This window comes from Mangrovibacterium lignilyticum (genome assembly GCF_010882175.1).
Classification (GTDB): domain Bacteria; phylum Bacteroidota; class Bacteroidia; order Bacteroidales; family Prolixibacteraceae; genus Mangrovibacterium; species Mangrovibacterium lignilyticum.
In genome coordinates this window covers 128,015-147,590 of sequence record NZ_WKLH01000002.1, presented here as the reverse complement: position 1 = coordinate 147,590, position 19,576 = coordinate 128,015, and the positions used below count along the sequence as shown (strand labels likewise).

The 19,576-nt window shown below is 46.4% G+C and carries 11 protein-coding genes; all 11 read right to left on the bottom strand.

From position 1 onward, the window contains the following. Positions 1–61: 61 nt before the first annotated feature. The gene (locus tag GJV22_RS07990; protein ID WP_163711375.1) at positions 62–697 is read right to left on the bottom strand and encodes a hypothetical protein; all 636 of its coding nucleotides are present in this window, start codon (positions 695–697) and stop codon (positions 62–64) included. A gap of 60 nt (positions 698–757) precedes the next feature. Then, positions 758–4,132 (bottom strand): glycosyl hydrolase, encoded by a 3,375-nt coding sequence (locus tag GJV22_RS07985; RefSeq protein ID WP_163711372.1) that lies wholly within the window; start codon positions 4,130–4,132, stop codon positions 758–760. A 70-nt stretch (positions 4,133–4,202) separates the two neighbouring features. Continuing rightward, positions 4,203–5,828 carry a glycoside hydrolase family 43 protein gene (locus GJV22_RS07980; protein ID WP_163711368.1) on the bottom strand — a complete coding sequence of 542 codons (1,626 nt, stop codon included), beginning with the start codon at positions 5,826–5,828 and terminating at the stop codon, positions 4,203–4,205. Positions 5,829–5,971: 143 nt separating this feature from the next. Next, complete coding sequence (locus tag GJV22_RS07975) at positions 5,972–9,166, bottom strand: TonB-dependent receptor domain-containing protein (RefSeq protein WP_163711365.1); 3,195 nt, start codon at positions 9,164–9,166, stop codon at positions 5,972–5,974. A 90-nt stretch (positions 9,167–9,256) separates the two neighbouring features. Next, positions 9,257–10,504, bottom strand: a complete 1,248-nt coding sequence (locus GJV22_RS07970; RefSeq protein WP_163711362.1) for a FecR family protein — start codon at positions 10,502–10,504, stop codon at positions 9,257–9,259. A gap of 87 nt (positions 10,505–10,591) precedes the next feature. After that, positions 10,592–11,182 carry an RNA polymerase sigma factor gene (locus tag GJV22_RS07965; RefSeq protein ID WP_163711360.1) on the bottom strand — a complete coding sequence of 197 codons (591 nt, stop codon included), beginning with the start codon at positions 11,180–11,182 and terminating at the stop codon, positions 10,592–10,594. A gap of 137 nt (positions 11,183–11,319) precedes the next feature. Next, a complete protein-coding gene (locus tag GJV22_RS07960; protein WP_163711358.1) occupies positions 11,320–12,300 on the bottom strand; it encodes a glycoside hydrolase family 43 protein in 981 nt (326 codons plus the stop codon). 180 nt (positions 12,301–12,480) lie between these two features. Next, entirely contained in the window at positions 12,481–13,611 is a 1,131-nt protein-coding gene (locus GJV22_RS07955) for an endo-1,4-beta-xylanase (RefSeq protein WP_163711356.1), read from the bottom strand. Positions 13,612–13,621: 10 nt separating this feature from the next. Continuing rightward, complete coding sequence (locus GJV22_RS07950; RefSeq protein ID WP_163711354.1) at positions 13,622–15,076, bottom strand: MFS transporter; 1,455 nt, start codon at positions 15,074–15,076, stop codon at positions 13,622–13,624. Between the two features lie 26 nt (positions 15,077–15,102). Beyond that, positions 15,103–17,022: a sialate O-acetylesterase gene (locus GJV22_RS07945; protein ID WP_163711352.1), complete on the bottom strand. Its 1,920-nt coding sequence runs from the start codon at positions 17,020–17,022 to the stop codon at positions 15,103–15,105. After that, entirely contained in the window at positions 17,023–19,563 is a 2,541-nt protein-coding gene (locus GJV22_RS07940; protein ID WP_238480299.1) for a glycosyl hydrolase 115 family protein, read from the bottom strand. Positions 19,564–19,576: the final 13 nt, after the last annotated feature.

Genomic DNA, 19,576 nt, shown 5'->3' with positions numbered 1-19,576 from the left:
TTTTTGTTTGATTGATCATTTTTCAAATTCCCCCTGTTTGGGGGCTGTTAAGGAAAACTTTTTAGAAGATCTCGACATTCAGAAAAGCGCCCCAATTCCAACTTGTTAGTTTATCGGGGCCTGCATACTGAACATTCAGTGCGGGACCAAAGCGAAAATGATGGTATTGTGCTCCCACTCGCCAGCGGTGATAGCTAAAGGCATGTTCGCTGGCCCAGGCCGTTAATCCCTGGAACCTAAAATACGGCTTAATCTTTTTCCCGTTCATCGGGTGCCATTCAACAATAGCCAGGGTGCTAAACTCGCCGTCTTTGTCAACTTCGTACACCGGCTGAACAACGATTCCCCAGGTTGGTGAAAACCTGGTGTATTCAACTGAAACCACCGGTTTAAAGCCGCCATACGCCTTAAAGTTGGTTCCCACCCCGGCATCAAATCCGTTATAAAACTCATAGTAGCCGATGGTTTGAATGATATAATCATCCGGTGTATAATCATTATCGTCAATCTCATAACTAATCAGGTTGAAGAACTTAAACGGGCTTTCCGGGCCGAAGCGTTTATTCACGATCAGTTGATACACATTGGAGTGGTTCCCGGCCATTACTTCAACAGGAATAGGCGAAGGAGGCCTTTCAGTTTGAGCAAAAGCTCCCAGGCTGATCGTCAAAAAGACAATCAGAATATACTTTTTCATAGTTCAGTTCTTTCTTGTTTGTTCGCGATCAGGACGATGAAATGGCTAGCAATTCATCCCCTATTTTTTAATTTGAATCAGTTTTACCGGCCCCAGCAAGCCTGATGGCAACAAGGACGAATCGGCTTTGTAAAAAGGCATCGTTGTATAGGTAATTTTTTCGGTAACGCCGGCTTGCATATCGCCAATCAGTCGGTTCACCCAAAGGTTGGTCACCTGTACTTCCAATTGGTTTTCGCCGGTCTGCACCGCATCGGTAATATCAACTTTGAATGGTGTTTTCCAAACGATTCCACAATTGACACCGTTGACAAATACCTCGGCCAGGTTCTTCACATCTCCCAGATCCAGCACAATCCGACTCCCCTCCTGCTTAGCCTCGAGTTTGAAACTGTTCTTATAACCGGCAGTTCCCGAAAAGTATTTAATCCCGGCATCTGCTTTTTCGGTCCAGCTGGTCAGGCTATCAAAAGTACTCTCAGCCGGTGCGCCTCTTCCAGCTTGGAAGCTCACCTCCCATGGTCCGTCAATCTCCTGAACAACCGACTCAAGTGTCAGCGGCAATGTCAGCGACTTTTGTTTCGCCTTTTGGCCAAAGACAATAAAGACAGCATCGTCAGGCGTCAAAGTCAAGGGAATGGTTGTCTGACCGTCAGCGATTGTATAGGGTACTGCAGACTGTTCGCCTGTTTCGGGATTCCACAATTCCGGTGTTTTTCCGTCAACCCGGAAAGTCAATTCAACTTTTTCGGTTCGTGCCTTTCGGTTGTTCACCCAATAAATTTGAGTGTCGTCAACCGCCCGGTGGACAAACATCAATTCCGAATCGGCTTGCGGCTGCGTGTAAGCGAAGTCGGGCGTTAAACCGATTGCATTTAATGCCTGAATGGCTGTCATTCCGGCATACACGGTACCACTACCAATCGTTTTGGCCTGGCCTTCAGCTCCAAATAATTCGTCACACAAACGGGCGAATTCAGCTTGATCATCCGATAAGCTCAAGTCTGAGCTTGGTCTGTTACCTACTACCGTAGCGCCGGCCTGCACCAGCTCGTTGATCCTTTGCAAAACCGGCAATGTCATCTGTTGACAACTTTCGTCGAGCACCAGCAACCGGTATTTGGTCCCTGTTTTAGTGGTCAGTTTGCCATCTTCCACACCAATCACATGGATTAACGCATCCGCATTAACGAAGTCGTAATTGTATCCCTCCGGAATGTCAGGCAGTTTGTTGGCAAACAGCGCCGTAATGTTTCGATCTTCGCCATACAGGTAAAGCACATCGGCAACAAAGTGTCCTTGCTGCAACAGATAAGAGCTTCGGGAAAGATAGTCGCACCAGGCATGGGCCTGCTCTGCCCAGGTTTCGTGGCGGTTAAACCATTGCCCGAAAGGGCCAAGGCCCAGACCGGGTATTTTATCGTCAACCGGTTGATGTACCGAGCAGTGAATCACAAAGCGATTCAATCCGCTGGCCAGTTCCAGGTCGGCTGTCGGTTTCAAATTCTCCGGGCAATATTTCCAGGCAGCTTCGGGCACTCCCAATGCGGTGAGCGACTCGGCTGCTACCAGGTTTTGTCCGTAAATGTGCGCAACCGATGCTGATTCGCGAATATCGGCTTCGTGCCTGATCTGATCCGGGCTGATGCCGCCGGGTGTCCACATGGCAGCCATTGGAACCGCTGCGGTACGCTTCACCTCCATCCCATCAGCAATCATCGCCCGACCGTTCTCGTGCGATTCCGAATAACGCTTCATGCCATATTCATTCAAAATTGCCGTCAGTCCATCGTAGTGGTAGTCCGAAACCATTTCACTCAGGGTTTCCCGGAAGTCAAACAAAAACTGTTCGCTGGCTTCGGCACTTTTCACAATAGCGCCGGTCAAAACCGGCATCCACGGAATCAGACTGTAACCTCTTCGTTGTTGAAACTCAGCAGGCAAATTGGCTGTCCAGTTTTGGGCACCAGCTTCCCAACTATCGGTAACCAGGTATTGCAGGCCTCCGTTAGCGCCCATCAAACCACCGGTGGCCGCCTTATACTGATCCAGGTAGTTGGTGAAATATCGTCTGATCGCATCGGGATCCAGTTTGTCAACTTCCAGTCCGGTAGCTTCAGGAGAAGCCGGATGGTTTTCTATTCCCATCAACGAATATCCCAAACGAAGTATCTTCCACTCGCCTTCCGGCGCTTCCCAATTCAATGTTCCGTCAGCATTCATTTGGGCTGTTAAATCCAAAACATTCGCCACATCTACGGTATCCTCACTCTTTGCCGTTAATTTTTCTGATAAATCGTCCACGGGAGCAAAAGCCGCCTTTTCTTCAAAGCAATTGATGACATCAGCCGGATGCAAAACGATCTCGGCAATTTCGGTTCCTGGTAAAATTTCAGGCTTCACGTCCATTCCAATTGCAGCAGCAAGCGGGTTAAATTTTGGAGGCGGATTATTCACCGTCACCCGGAAATAGTTGGCTGTAGTCTCGGGAATAGCAATGGTTTGTTGCAGAATTGCTCCTGCCGGAATATTGCAAACGAAATCGAAGTTGACACCGTCGTTACTTGCTTCTAATTGACGAGCATCGGGAGCCGTAGCTCCATTGCCAAACATGCCGGGTTCTCCGCCACCAACCATGGTTATCGCCTTAATCGTTTGAGCTTGCGGAAAGGCAAACTGAATCCAGCCTTTACCCGATGAATGATTCGGCAATAAAGCAGCCGTTGCCAGGTCGCCATCGGTTAGCTGATCGATGGTAAAATGACCACCACTGGAAGTTACCTTCGCCCCCAGCTCTTTCAGCGACAGATCAGCTTCCGGTACTTTAAAAGCCACGACTGCCACATCCTTATAGTAAGACGGTAAACGCTCCATATCTACGGGGACTCCAAATTCCGGCTGTTTCTGGATATTTTGAAACGGCCCGGTTATGTCGGAAGGTTTCGGCAGCTGAACGCCCGATGTTCCGCCTTTTACGCGTGTCTCCGTCCACACCAGTTTCTTCATTCCATCCTCGGGTGCTACCCAGGGACCTCCCGATTCACTCCATCCCGGAGATCCGGCAATCGCCATCTCCAGCTTCAACGAGTCAGCTAAATGAGCTGTGAGCTGAAAAGCATCTTTCCACTCGGGCGTCATGTAAGTGAGCCGTTTCTCCACAATTTGCGGCGTCATTAACGCGGCATCGAAATTTTGGAAACCACCGATTCCAACACGATCCATCCAAGCCAGATCTTTTCGAATACCGTCCTGGGTGACATTGCCATTCATCCAGTGCCACCAAACACGTGGCTTGGCACTTTGAGGCGGGTTTAGAAATTCCGCATATAACTGGTCTATCGATTCGTTCTGTTGATTCGCGCAACTTAGTAGTCCGATCGTCATTCCAGACAAAGCGAAAAGCCATAGTCCAGTTTTGATGAGTTTTTTTCTCATAGTCTTCAACTTATTAGTTTTAGTCAAGCTCATAAATCATTCAATTAAGCTTAGTTTAATTTGTTGGCATTCAATGTTTGTTATCTTTTGGGAGATATTCAAACCAATCAAAATCAGCATCTGAAGAGCAGGCTTCACCATTTCCCGTCGCATACAGTCCAACATAAACCCCCGTGAAACCACCAGCCGTTTCAGAGCTTAAAAACTTCGCATCTACTTTCTCTACTTCCTGGAAATTGTCTTCATCTTGTGCATATGAAAATGAAAAGCTTGATTTCTCGCCCGTGATTCTTAACGTTACTGGCCCTGAACTCAAAGGTATTCTCGCCGATTCAGAAAGAGTAGTGCCAAACATCAGTTTAACCGACAGGTACTTCTGTCCAGCTTCTCGTCCAATCATCATGTCGAAATAAGAACCATTATTGAGCAGAATCATTCCTGCTTCTTCTCCATCCTTATCAGGTTCAAACTCCAGACTGGTAGTTGCTGTGAAATACAGATGCTGTAATCTTCGTCCTGCAAAAGTTGGGGAGTCGGGTTCTGCAATTTTTGAGGCTGATCCTCTCAACCGCAAATAGCCTTTCCGCTCAGTCAAGGAATATTGATGTGAATCAGGAACACCAATGTAATTCCATTCCAGCCCCAATTGCTCTTCGCCAAAGTTCAGCCTTCCGCTTTCAATGTTTACCGGAACCAACGGTAGTGTCGGACAATTCATTTCTTCATTCACGGTACCATTGCCATTCACAACGGGCCATCCGTTTTGAGGCCAGCTGACTGGTGCCAGGCAGGTTTCGCGCCCAAGCGTATGCTGCGGATTATTTGCAATAGAACGGTAACCGTGGAACACAACCCACCAAGATCCATCTTCAGCTTTTACCATATCGGCATGTCCCACGCCTTGAATAGGTTTTCCCTGACCCGCTGCGTTGCAATGGGTCAAAATCGGATTAGCCGGATTATTAGCATATGGCCCCCAGATTGAATTGCTTCGGGCAATGGTTTCGCAATGCGCTTCCTCTGTCCCTCCCTCTGCAGCCATCAGATAATAAAAACCATCTTTTAGGTAGATATGTGGTCCTTCCGGATATCTACCCCCGGTGCCATGCCAAACCTTTCGACCTTCGCTTAATAGTTTCCCTGTATCCAAATCAATCTGAAATAGTTCGAAGGTTGAAGTAATTATATAGCTTTTCCCATCTTCGTCAAAAAACAGATCCGGGTCAATTCCTTTGGCGTTCACCCAAATTGGATCAGACCATGGTCCGGACGGATTTGTAGCAGTCACATAAAAATTTCCTTTACCAAAAAGGTTGGTCGTAATCATATAGAAAACCCCATCATGATGGCGTAAAGTAGCTGCAAACAAGTTGAATCCTTCCGGCAACTGATCTTTTCTGTGGATACAATGTCCGATTTGCTCCCAATTAATTAGGTCTTTGCTATGAAAGACAGGAACTGCAGGAAAGTACTCGAAAGTACTCGTAATCAAATAATAGTCGGCGCCCACCCGGCAAACGCTGGGGTCGGAGTAAAATCCCGGGATCACCGGGTTTTGGTAGCTAACCGCCCCATCATTGTTTTCCAAGGGGGTAAATGGATTTCTGGCAGACAACTCACTAAAGCTTATTGGAACATCTTGTCCTTTTATTGGATAGCAAATAATTACCAGCAGAATGACTATAATTTGTTTCATCTTCTATATTTTGTAAAAGGGTGCATCTGTTATAACACTTTCGGGTTATCACAGATAGCCTGTCAAAGCACTTACTGATTTCTTTTAAAGTAGGGCAATAATCGGAAAGGAAAATCCCTTCCGATTAATGTCCCGCAATGTGGTTAGAATTTATAACTCAATGTCAGGAAATAGGCTCTTGGGGGCAAGCTTAAAGTCGAATAAACGGCATCAGGATTGGCATCCAGATCTTCCTGCGTAAATCCTTGCCGGTCCAGTGAACTTGGGAAACCGCCCGGTGCGGACCAGCCCATAACACCATTTTGATTAAACACATTGTTGATGTTTAGCTGAAGCTGCCATTTTGAGGTCAGTTTATAGCCAAAATTCAGATTTGTCTGGTTATACGATGGCAAGTCAAAAGCATTAGCCACGTTAGCTGACCGTTTTCCCATGTATGAGAAGTCGGCAGAAACAAACATCTTGTCGGTGTTGTAGCTCGGAGATATACGTAATATGGCATGAGCACTATTGTCTGTTTTATTTCCTGAAAAATCTATAATCACGTCATCACTGCTTCCATTATCTCCCACATCCCAGGTTTGGAATTTTGTCGCAACAGCATCCTGGAACGTCGCAACAGTACGTACGCTAAACCGATCTGTAATATCATAAATACTTTCAATTTCAACACCAACAGTGCGATATTCATTGTACAGTGTTGGCAAAGAGTACATGCCGTCAACACTGCCGTCTTCACTAGCTGTAGTTTGCTGCGGCACATTACTCAAAAAACTCAAAAATGGTGTCACAAATAAATGGTGTTTACGGCCATTCATTTTATAACCTACTTCCAACTGTTGAATTTTCTGACTTTGCGGATCAAGGTTGTCTAATGCAAATTGATTATCGATGGCAACGAAGATGCTTAAATCCGGAGCTTTCTCACCTTGCGAATAACGACCATAGACTGCAGAAACATCAGAAAGCTTGTAGTTCACCCCTGCAGAAAACGAGAATGTATTCATGACCTGATCATCATAGGAATACACTTCCGCAATATCCGATTCGTAATTATCGTAAAGCGTGTAAACATTACCATCAGCACCACCATCATCGACAGCTGTTTCAGCAGCCCATTGATTTTCTCCATTTATAGCTATTCTCTCATAACGAATTCCCCAATCCAGGTTCAAGTCATCGGTAATTTCCCAATTGTGACCAAAGAAAAATGCTGTTTGACTTTGCGTTGCTGTAATATAATCGAAAGGAGCACTTGCGGCAGTACCTCCAATAATCCCATCCGGATTAGTCACGTAATAAGTTTGTCCATCAAATCCTTCCAGTGTAATTTCAGTTTGGCTGGGACGGGGGGAAGTCATTTGTGAGAATGATTCTGCAGCACCAAAACCGGATAGCTGATCCAACTTGGAATGGGCATAATACAATCCACCTGTGAAACTCATGTTGTCCAGCTTTTTCGAGATGGTCAGCTGATCGATGAATTCATCCATTTCATTTTCAAGATATACGACTGGGTTCATGAGTAGCGAATTGGCCTGAATAGACTCTCCCGGGAAGTTACTATCCAGCATCGTAAAATTGAATCCGGCAAAATTCCCGTCAATGATGTTTGGTGATTGCAATACTTTACCTAACAAATTACCGGTTTTCAAATCGTTGAATGAATATGTTCCAAAATGGCCCAATGTTCCGGCAATAGCATGGAAGATCAGATTATCAACCGCTATTGGATAGGCTACAGCAGTCGTATTCCAGATCGAACTTTTCATGGAATAGCGCATTTTATTCTCAATTTTCCATCCTTCTCCGAAGTTTTGATCCCAATTCATACCGAATGATTTGTCGATAGAATGAATTTTATCTGTAGAATCGAAATGTACGATCTTATCCGTTTGATTGACTCTGAAGTCAGCTGTAACCGGTGGAATCAACACCGAGTAATGTTGCTTAACGCCATCGGCCAACCGTGGGTTATCGAAATCAACTGAAGGCAAAAATTCAAACCAGGCATTCTTATCGTTTAAATATTTCACGTAAAACTTAATGTTTCCTGTACCATAAATTTTTAAAAGATTAGCTTTTAGTTGGCCTCCTTCGTTCATCGGATAACCAGGATAACGAGCTCCATCGGCACGACGGTAAAAGCCGCCAACATTATAGCGCAAAGTCCTTTCGGGGTCAAGCGATCCTCCTAAATCAAAATCGGCACGGTAATACGGATTTCTTCCATTTCCTTCCAACCCGTACTTGGCCCGCACTTCGCCTTCAAGTTTTTCACCCCCGGTTTTCGATACGTAATTGAAAATTCCACCCGGAGCATTATTACCTAAGATTGAAGCGGTACCTCCTCGAACTGCTTCCAGACGCCCCAATGTAGCATCAGGACGCAAATAGTAGTCAGGCCCATAATTTCCAAAGGTCGCATTGGTTACAGGCAGTCCATCTTCCTGCATCGACACATAGTAGTAGCCAGATTCACCATCATTAGAGCCTACTGAAACGCCACGCGAATAAACGGTATTCCGAATTTCGCCCATCGATGTATTCACAAAAACACCCGGAACATTTTTCAACAGATCACCGGCACTGGTTACTGCAAGCTGTTCGATCTGTTGCGATTTTATAGCAGTAATAGCCACCGAAGCTTCCATGCGGCTGCGTGGGTCAAAAACACCGGTTACGATCACCTCATCAACACCTTGAGTAGATTCTTGCATCACCACCTGAAAAGATGTCTGCACACCGATAGGAATGTCCAGTGTTTCCATTCCAACAAAGGAAACCGATAGGGTTTGCGCATCAACCGGAACATCCAGTATAAAATTTCCATCCGGGTCGGTAATTGTACCAATGGTTGTGCCTTTAACAATCACCGTGGCACCGGGCACTGCATTTCCTTTTTGGTCTTTAACAGTTCCCTTAATTTCTTTCTCTTCTTTCTGTTCGACAGGTAGAACAGATGGGTCCGGGTTTTCTTTGGGCGTAATAACGATCTGGCGATCGTAAATCTTGTAGGTGGTACCACTACCCTGAAGCGCTTGTTCCAAAACGGTTTCAACATTTCCGTTTTCTACATTTACACTAACTTGCCGATTAACGTTGAGTTGGCTTTCGTTATAAAGTAATATGAATTCGCTGTTTTGTTCAATTTCCTGAAAAACCTCGCTGATCGTAACGTTTTTTAGTTTGAAACTAAATTTCGTTTGTTGCGAATAGCTGCTGGCCGCCGAGGAGACCAACGATATTAACACGAATAGAGTTAGCAGTTTCATTTTCAGCAAAATTTCGGACATACCTCTTGCGGAGAAGTACTTCCCTGTTCGATTTTTTTTCATAATTTTGAATTGTTTAGATTAAACACCCGTAGTTTTTCAACTACGTCAGTCGGTAAGTTGGCAGACTTACCGGCTTTTTATTTCATTTTATTAATTTGGTTTCATGCTTACGTTAATTTGATTTCCCTGAATTTCGTACTGCAGCCCGCTCACATCAGACAAAACCATGAGCACCCGCTCCAGGGAGTCTTTTAAATCAAGTTTACCGGAGATCAACACATTTCCTGCTTTTCCTTCGACTCTGTTTACTAGGATATTTTTTCCTTCTACACCCTTAAATTGAACATTGTAGTAACGTTCCAATTTCGCAATGACACTGCTCAGCGGTTGCTGATGAAATTCCAGCCATCCTTCGATCCACGCAATGGCCAAGTCTGCATCCGGTTCATCCTTCACCGAAATCTCTCGCTGTTCCTTATTAAAAGTTCCCTTTTGGTTAGGTGCCAGAATGGTCTCCCGATTAAAAAGTTGCTTCCTGGTTAAATCCGCCATAGCAACCTTTCCTTCCAAAAGCGTAGTCTCGGCAACCGGCTCCGAGGCATAAGCCGATAAATTAAACTTCGTCCCCAGCACTTTTACAGCAATAACATCCGTATTCACAATAAACGGTTGCTGCGTGTTATGAGCGACCTCGAAATAGGCTTCCCCTTCCAGGTAAATCTCCCGTTGTTTTCCATTAAACTGACTCGGAAAGGCCAACCGACTTCCGGCGTTAAGCCAAACATGTGTTCCATCGGCTAAAACAATCTGCGACCGTTTGCCATAAGGGATAACCACCTCGTTCATCTTTGCCGGATCAGCCGTTTCCAGCTGCGTCATATCAATGACCCTGGTGCTGTCAATAATGAGTTGTTCATTGCCAGTCATCGTAATATTCGATGATTCATTTTCCAAAGGTACTTTGGTTCCGTCGGCCAAAACAATTTGCGACTGCTGCTGATCGGCGTCCTCAGGGCTGGTATTGAAAACATAGCTTGACAGCTGGCTTTGCTGAGAATAATGAAAAACGGCTGTTCCAACAGCGACAAGGCCAATGAAAATCGCGGCGTAACGCATTAATTTCTTCGCTGGATTTAATCTTCGTTCCGATTTGTACAAACGATCAAACGATTCTATGTTTTGCCAGATCGTATGAAAGTCTTCGGATGTTAAATGTTCAGATTCATCACGTAATGATTCGATCAAGCGACGAGCTTCTTTAACCGAAGGCTCAAAATCCGGGTGGTTGCTGATAAACTGCTCCCAAAGCTCTTGATTCGTTCCGTTGACAACCCAGGCAATGAAATCGCTGTTATCAACTAATTCTTCAATTTTATAATGTAGATATTCTTTTTTCACGGTATCCTCTATGCTTTTAATAAGATAAAGACTCAACCGCAAATTTTGTGGACAGGATTTGAGATTTTTTTTAACGACACATATAATTCACTGAAAACTAACGCACAGCAAGATCAACTTTTTGTCATTCTCTAATTGCTCCCGTAAAACTTTAATCGCACGAAAGACCAACTTGCGGGCCGAATCATATTTCAGCGTCATCAGCTCGCAAATCTGATCGTAATCAAAATCGCAGGTATACCGGTAATAGATGATCTCCCTTTGCTTGGGACTAAGCATTTGCAGGCTATTCAGAATAATACGTTCCCGATTATCCAATTTTTCCTTTCGCAGCAACTCTTCTTCCAAACTATACTTCAACTCCATGACCGGCAACTCCGGATTTAGTTGAAATACGTTGGCATTCTCGGTCTTCTTCAGATTTCGGGTTAATGCCCGCCGATACGAGCGCAACAAATAAAAATAGATGTTATCGGTAACTCCGAGCTTTGACCGGGTGCGAATGAGGTTGAAAAACAGGTCTTGAATGGTATCCTTGACCAATTCGCTGTTGCTCGTAAATTTCTTACCATAACTGTAAAGCGAATCTGCATGGCGACGATAGATTTCAGAAAGAGCATATTCCTCTCCCTTTCTGAAATCATTCCACAGTTGCAAATCCTCGCTCTGTTTAGCCATTCGTTTGGTATTACACAACCAAAGATAGAATTTTGCCCATGATTCCAAAATTTGGAACAGCTATTCTACAGCCTTAACTATTCTAAAACATTTTTAACAGGTTCCATCACATACCATGGGCTATTTCCATCCCCATCTTAAGGTCTTTCATCATCCAAACCTTCAATGGTTTTGATCGTGCCGTCTTCATCATATTCCAACTCAACAACTTTCAAACTACGCAACCAGGTTTTTCCGCCCGACGGCACGCAGTCGTGATGGAACAAATACCATTTCCCTTTGAATTCAACTATACAGTGATGCGTGGTCCAACCCACAACAGGAGTCAGAATCACTCCCTGGTAGGTGAACGGGCCGTAAGGATTATCGCCCACAGCATAGCACAACTTGTGCGTATCGCCGGTTGAGTACGAGAAGTAATAGTTGCCCTGGTATTTGTGCATCCACGAAGCTTCGAAGAAACGGCGATCGGCATCTCCTGCTTTTATCGCTTCACCGTTTTCATCTAAAATAATCAGTTCGCGTGGTTCTTCACCGAATTCCATCATATCGTCGCTCAACCTGACAGCGCGCGAAGGCAAAGCCGGCTCATCATCGGCAGGAAAGGCTGCACATTCGAGCGCTTTATTGTTGCGGTATCGTTGCAGCTGCCCTCCCCACAAACCTCCAAAATACATGTAGTGCGAACCATCGTCGTCGCAAAACACGCAGGGGTCGATGGAGTAACTGCCCTTCATCGGCGCCTCTTCCGGCACGAAAGGTCCCTCCGGCTTGTCGCTCGTAGCCACACCAATGCGGAAAATATCGGTTTGATCCTTCAGCGGGAAATAGAGGTAATACTTGCCATCCTTGTAAGCCGCATCGCAATCCCACAACTGACGACCTGCCCAGGGAATATCTTTCACGGCCAAACCCACACCGTGATCCGTCACTTCTCCTTCAATGTCCTCCAGCGAGAAAATGTGGTAATCGCGCATGTCGAAGTGATCGCCATTATCGTTTTCGGGAATGCCCGACTCCACATCGTGCGAAGGGTAAATGTACAATTTTCCGTTAAACACGTGGGCTGCCGGGTCGGCCGTGTATAAATGCGGAACGAGGTATCTTGCTTTTTTCATTGTATTGTATGTTTTGATTTATTCTTTTCTCTATCTAGATGCCCAAGATTTCGTCACCCCTAAATCCCTTGAAGGGGACTTTTAGCCTACCCTTCAAGGGTGGTTGGTAGGGTAAATCTCAAGGTCGCTCTTCAATTTATAAGTTGAAATCTATTCAATCCGCCTTTTTAGGCAGCCTCATTAGTCGTTTGCCAACTCAATAATCTTCGCCACCACCGGTTTGGGATTGTTATCGCGATCAAACAACAGCGGATAATCGGTACGACCATCGATTGGCCAGTAGTTCCGCCAGCTCTGGGCATCATTCACCCCCCACTGGGTCACCCGCGAAATCACATCCTGATGCTTCAGAAACAGGTTGAAAAAGTCGAGGTAACGCTTTTCAAATTGCACATTGACCGAATCAGGCAGACCTTCTTTGTAAGGATCCATTTGCTGTTGGTATTCGAAACTGGCCGAAACCTCTGCCCCAACATTCATATCGGGGAATGGCAAGAGCGTTAAATCCAACTCGGTTATCATCACCTTCACACCAAGCGCGCTGAATGCTTCAATGCTCTTTTCGAATTCATTAATATCCGGATGTTCAAGTCCAATGTGGGCCTGCATGCCAATTCCGTCGATGCGAACACCTTCCTGTTGCAACTTCTTCACCATGGCAACCACCCCTTCCCGTTTACCCGGATTAGCCATCGAGTAATCGTTGTAATACAGCTCAGCATCGGGATCGGCTTCATGCGCAAACTCAAAAGCCAGGCGGATAAAATCGTCGCCAACAAGTTGGAAGAACTTACTCTGACGGAATGAGCCGTCGTCCAACACAGCCTCATTCACCACATCCCAACCTTTTATGCGCCCTTTGTAGCGGCCAACAACCGTTTCAATATGCGTTTTCATCCGCTCGATCATCACCTCGCGCGACACATCATTTCCCAGACTGTCAACGAAAAACCAAGGCGGTGTTTGCGAATGCCAGATCAACGTATGCCCGGTAACAAACATATCGTTCTGCTCACCAAACGCCACAAATTTGTCGGGAAGTGCAAAGTCGAACATGCCTTCCTGAGGCTGAATGTTCTCACTTTTCATGCAGTTCTCAGGCACAATCGCATTGAACTGCTCTTGCACAACGCGAATTGCTGCGGTGTCTTTCCCGTTAATCTGAACAGAGTCTAAGGCCGCGCCGATATAAAACCTGCCGGCAAATGCATCTTTCAGGGTCGAAGGTTTTTCTACCTTTTCTGCCGGAGTACAGGCTACAGCATAAAATGCACAAGCCAGTACGCATATATTTCGAATGTATGCTCTCATCTTTCTGTTTTTATTTTCGTCTGTCAATCAAATCCTGTTCAATCTGCACTTCCATCTTTTTATTAATAAGATAGAAGAAAAGCAACACAAAAGCCAATAGAAACGGAATCGCCGGGTACACACTCATCAGCATTTTAACACCGGCTGAAACCGATTCAGGCTGAATGAGCTCCTGCCCGGCAGCTACCGCATCCTGATGCAGGTAACCGTACAAGCCCAAGATCCAGGCAACCAATGCCCCTCCTATTGAAAGACCTGCTTTCAGTCCAACCATCATTGCCGAAAAAATGATCGCTGTTGCGCGGCGGTTGTTCTTCCATTCCGAATAGTCAGCAACATCGGCAATCATCGCCCACAGCACCGGTATGGTAACACCATAAAAAAGCCCGTACAACATCTGGGAAGTGAACATTAACAGAACACTTTTGGGCGGGAAGACATAAAAAATCAGAATGAATAAGGTGGATATAAAAAGCCCCGACATGTACACGTCGCGCTTTCCGTATTTATCGGCCAGCCTCTTCGACAACGCAATGCCAACCATCATGAAAATGATCCCTCCCGCATTAAACAAACCAAAGCCGGCAGAAACAGGATCGTTACCAAAGAAGTTTAAACCAATGCCCGATAAGACAGCCAATATGGGGCTGATAAAATTCTCGAGGGCAACAGCATCGACATAATTGTTGAAGTAAAACACATGCGCCCCGCCTTTTATCGCCAGCGTCACAAAAATCAAAATTGTAACGGTCAGCATGATCAGCCAGGGCCGGTTTTTAACTAAATCCGAAAGATCTTCTTTTAGACTGGACGCTTGTTCCGCCGTAGGCACAATCCGCTCCCTGGTCGTGAAAAAGGTAATCAGCAACATCACTGTTCCAACGATGGCCAGCCAGGTCATCACCGTTTCCATGCCTGCTGCTTTGTCACCTTTACCTGCAAATTCGATAATCGGTAACATAAAGACCTGCACAAAAAACTGCGCAAACATCACTGCCGCAAAACGATAGGACGAGATACTGTTACGATCGCTCATATCGCCGGTTATCACGCCGCTTAAAGCTGAATAAGGCAGGTTGCTGGATGCGTAAAGCAACAACAATAAGCTGTAGGTTGCCGCCGCATAAATCAGCTTTCCTTTGTAGGCAAAATGAGGCGTTGAAAAGGCCAGCAAGGCCATCACCCCAAGCGGAACAGCCGTAAATAAAATCCAGGGACGGAATTTACCCCAGCGCGATTTTGTGCGGTCGGCAACAGCGCCAATAATCGGGTTGAAAAGAAAAGCCGCTACCAATCCGACCGACAACATAATGATTGAAGCATCGTTGTTCTTCAACCCGTAAATATCGGTATAGAAAAAGGCCAGATAGGTAATTAAGGTTTGAAATACCAGGTTCGCAGCCAAGTCTCCAAGGCTATACCCGATCTTCTCCACGATGGAGATTTTTTGAGAATTTGTAGTCATTAGGTCTGTGTTATTGGGTTCGTGTTTTAGTTGTTTGTTGAAAACGGAGAAGCCGGAAGTCCTTCCTTATTTTTCAGGTTCGCATCGGCCGGGTTATCGGCCCAGCCATATCGAACCGTTGTTGGGATTGCTACATTCTCACTCCACACTCTCACTGTATTTTTATGGAGGACCACTGCATGAGCCCATTCGAACCGGCCATCCTCTCCGGCAACCTGAAAACCTTGAAGCAGGCTATTGGTGAATAGCCCTGATCCCACCGAGCCGAAAGTCACGATGATACTGCCAGCTTTAACTTCCATTGCTTTGTAAAGTGGGCCACTGTAAACGACAGTGCTATCGTCATAGGCAACATGCTGTGCCTGCAATGACAAGCGACGGGCAACTTCTTTTTTATTTAAAGGATGAATGTCATTCCATTCACCGATGTCGCAGATCACGGCCATTCCGGTTTTGGGAAGTTCGAGTGTGCGGCGCTGCGCATCGCGCAATTCGGCCCAATTACTTTCGGCCGGCAATTTCTGAGGCTCACCCAGGTTGGCTAACTGCACAAACAGGAAGGGCAACTCAAGACGTTGGAACTGAGTCCGCCAATCCAAAATCAGATCGCCGAATAACTGTCGGTACTCTCCCGGCCGGTCCGTGTTCGATTCGCCCTGGTACCAAATCACTCCCTTCAGCGTGTAATTCAGCGCCGGATGAATCATCCCGCTGTAAAGTCCGCCGGGTTTATATTGAAAGAAGGTCTGCGAATCCAACGAGGGCATCTCAGTACCCATCCGGTAATGCCATTGCCCGGTCAAGTCGATCGTGTCCGACGGAAAACGCAGCGCATAAGGTTTATCCGGCATAAAGCCTCCCCTGCCGCTTTGGCTAATCACCCGAACCATCAGCTGGTTTTTACCGGTCTTCAACACAGAAGCGGGCACCTTGTAAATTCGCGGTGGATATTGGTAGGAAATGGTGCCAACGAACGTGCCGTTCACAAAGGCTGAATCCGCATCAATGATACGCCCCAGGCGGAGAATGGCATCCTCTCCCGCCAATTCATCTGTCAGCTCAAATTCTTTGCAAAACCAAACCGAACCGTTTTTGAACGCGATATTTTGCTCGCTCCAGTATCCGGGCAAGGAAATCCCGGGCCAGTCAGACACTTCAGCATCACCTGTCGACCAACGATTCACACCGGAATCTTTTTGATTCAGTTCATTATGCCAATCCCGGATTCGATTTTGATCGGCCGATTTTACGCTGTCAACAAAAGCTGCAGAACGGCATTGTTGAGCAGTCTCCCAATAGTGCGGGTATTTCTTCAAGCTCGTCTCGCTCAGCCAGGCTTCAGCCGGTGAGCCGCCAACGGCGGAGCTAATCAGCCCAATCGGAACCTGGTATTTTTGATACAAATCGGCAGCGACGAAATAAGCAACCGCAGAGAAATCCAGTCTGTTTTCGGCGGTCGCTGTCTTCCAATCGCCCCCTTCGTAATCCGCTTTCGCATCGGTAAAGACATAGCGCATCGGCACTTTAAACAATCGAATTTGCGGGTTATTCACCTGCCTGATTTCATCTTTGTACAAATCCATCACCCGGCGAATTGGCAATTCCATATTCGACTGCCCCGAACACAACCACACATCTCCAATCAAAATATCCGTCAGTTCAATTTCATTTACTTTCAATGCGTAAGGTCCACCGGCTGCTGTTGCAGGCAGGTCTATCGCCCAGTTTCCATTCTTGTCCGCTTTCGTGTTATAGTTTTCTCCCTTGAATTCAACGTTCACTTTTTCGCCCGAATCTGCCCACCCCCAGATTTTGATCGGCACATCGCGCTGTAACACCATGCCATTGCTCACCAAACGGGGCAGTTTCACAGCTGCCTGAGTCGACACCCCCAGGCCAAGCAATACAATCAGCAGAATCCAGATTTCACTTCCTTTATATTTCATTTAGTCCGGCTTTATTAGTTCACTTTGCGGCGCTCCCAGGAAACTCGGTTTCAGCCCGCCGCAGTCGATTAGTATTTTTTGAAGCACGATTCCCGGCTCCAGCACCCGAATCCGCAACTGATGTACTCCGGGGGCACTTATCTCGTGTTGCGTCGTCTTTTCAATAATCCGGTCGGCCTGCCATTGCCCCAGCTCTCCGCGATACTCACCATTCATGTTGACAATTTGTTCTTCTCCATTATCAACAGAAATCGCATAACGCAATCCCTTGTTAGCATTGAAATTCAAGCTGGGAGAAACCAACACATGCACATCGAATTTTCCGGTTGTCTTAAACTGAACGGCATACTGCAGATAGACAGAATCCGTCTCTGCCGGGTATTCGTTTTGCGGGAAAGTAGTTATGGCCGAGCCTGTTTTTCCCAGTTCTGGAATCACTTCCCAGTGAATTTTACGGGTTCCTTTTGCCTCCTGAAAGTTCTCTGCCGGGATAGAGATATAGCCATCTTCCTCCACGAAAACTTTCTCCGAATTTGGAATTTCCGGCACTTCAACCCGGAAAACCTCCGGCATCTTTCGCACATCGGGCTGTTGCCAATCGATGTAGCCAATCCTGATCTGATCCATTTGATGATTCCATTTACCGCCCGCGATTTGCTGGTTGTAATGAACCGTCAACAGGGAATCGCGATCAAAGCACTGCTGCACTTCAGCAGCCCAATCATTCGCTTCCGGATTATTCGCCGCCGCCAACTGGTGGTTTCTTGCCACGGCATAGTACATTTCGTAAAGGTTCGAACAGGCATTTGTCGGGAACAGCACGAGCTGGTCAAACGCGTCCTTGGATGCATTCGGAATCAGGTTATACAAACGCAGCGCCTCCAGCGCCAAACCTCGATAATCGTTACGCACGCGCTCGAACTCGTTGTAATTTTCCAGACTGAAAGTGTTTTCATCCAACAGCTCAGGCGTCACCCGGTGATTGTATTTTGTGTACAGGTCGATGACCCGTGCAGCGTCCTCGGCATAGTTCTCGCCAAACTGCTCAGCACACCAGTTAACTGTATGCTGAAACAAGTTTTGTGCATTGAACTGATCGGGATTCCAGGCCATGTCCAAAAAGAAACTGATCGGGTATTCCATCGGCTTCAAATCACCAACATTGACAATCCAAACCTTATCGACGCCATGACTGTATGTCAAATTCATTTGCTCCCAAACCCGTTGAATTTGGCTCACATTAGTCCATTTATAGTTTCGTGGCCCGCCAACATAATCGAAATGATAATACATGCCATATCCTCCGGGATGAGCCGGAGGATTGATGTTCGGCAGTTTACGTACATCGCCCCAGTTGTCGTCGCACAGCAACAAGGTCACATCGTCAGGCACACGCATGCCTCTATCGTAATAGTCCTGCACTTCTTTGTACAAGGCCCACATTTGCGGTGTTTCTTCGGCCTTCTTGCCGGTTACTTTGCTGATGATCTTCCGCTGGTCGCGAACGATTTTTTCCAGCAAAGCAATGTTCGTTCCTTCGCTCATCGCTTCGTCGCCATCACCACGCATACCAACCGTCACAATGGTCTCGTAGTCTTTCATGCGCTCCATGCCTTTGGCCCAAAAGTCGGTGAGCACTTTGGCATTTTTACTAAAATCCCAGGGGCCTGAACCGTAGCGACGCCATTCATCGTGTGCGCGGCCCAGCGGCTCGTGGTGCGACGTTCCGATCACAACACCCAGCTCGTCAGCCAAACGACCATTTTCCGGATCGTCATCAAAAAAGGCTTTCCCCCACATGGCCGGCCAAAGGTAATTCCCCCGCAGTCGAAGAATCAGCTCAAACACATGACTGTAAAATTTCCCATTAAAGTCGCCAAAATTATCTCGTACCCAGCCTCCCAAAGCCGGTTCTTCATCATTCAGAAAAATCCCACGATAGTTCACTTTCGGGCTGTCGGTCACGAAACGACCAGGGTTGATGGAAACTACCGAATGCTGATTAACCGGTACATCGGCCCACCAGTACCAAGGTGAAACACCCATGGCACGCGATAAATTCAGCATAGCATAAATAGTTCCGCGCTTGTCGCTACCGGCCAAAACCAGCGCTTTGTCAACTCCCGGAAACGGATTTTCAACAACCTGAACCAGGCTTTTCTCCCACTGCCCGCGAAGTTCTGATAAATCCAGTTTCCCGGATTTCTCCAATTCATCGAGCACGGGATTTTGCCCAACTGTTCCTATCAACACAATATTCGTTTCGGCGGGAACATCGCCAATAACCAGCTTGGGTTCAGCCAGGCCAATTCGCTTCAAATCCTCGACAAAAAGATTGGTTACATACTTGACACCTTTATATTCGTCACTTCCCAAAATGATGGTCGCTGTCCGACCTTCGTCAGACAAGACAAATCCAGTTTCATTTTTTTCAAACAAAACCAGCTTATCTCCCCCTTCGGCCATCAGTTTTCCTGTAGAAATCAACAAGAAAACAAATACCGAGGCAAATATTAGCCGTAAAGAAAATCTGTTAGCCATGGTTTTTAGTTCT

Excerpts from the sequence above, each read along its gene's own strand:
- GJV22_RS07990 (WP_163711375.1), bottom strand. The coding sequence starts at position 697 with ATGAAAAAGTATATTCTGATTGTCTTTTTGACGATCAGCCTGGGAGCT.
- GJV22_RS07985 (WP_163711372.1), bottom strand. The coding sequence starts at position 4,132 with ATGAGAAAAAAACTCATCAAAACTGGACTATGGCTTTTCGCTTTGTCT.
- GJV22_RS07980 (WP_163711368.1), bottom strand. The coding sequence starts at position 5,828 with ATGAAACAAATTATAGTCATTCTGCTGGTAATTATTTGCTATCCAATA.
- GJV22_RS07975 (WP_163711365.1), bottom strand. The coding sequence starts at position 9,166 with ATGAAAAAAAATCGAACAGGGAAGTACTTCTCCGCAAGAGGTATGTCC.
- GJV22_RS07965 (WP_163711360.1), bottom strand. The coding sequence starts at position 11,182 with ATGGCTAAACAGAGCGAGGATTTGCAACTGTGGAATGATTTCAGAAAG.
- GJV22_RS07960 (WP_163711358.1), bottom strand. The coding sequence starts at position 12,300 with ATGAAAAAAGCAAGATACCTCGTTCCGCATTTATACACGGCCGACCCG.
- GJV22_RS07955 (WP_163711356.1), bottom strand. The coding sequence starts at position 13,611 with ATGAGAGCATACATTCGAAATATATGCGTACTGGCTTGTGCATTTTAT.
- GJV22_RS07950 (WP_163711354.1), bottom strand. The coding sequence starts at position 15,076 with ATGACTACAAATTCTCAAAAAATCTCCATCGTGGAGAAGATCGGGTAT.
- GJV22_RS07945 (WP_163711352.1), bottom strand. The coding sequence starts at position 17,022 with ATGAAATATAAAGGAAGTGAAATCTGGATTCTGCTGATTGTATTGCTT.
- GJV22_RS07940 (WP_238480299.1), bottom strand. The coding sequence starts at position 19,563 with ATGGCTAACAGATTTTCTTTACGGCTAATATTTGCCTCGGTATTTGTT.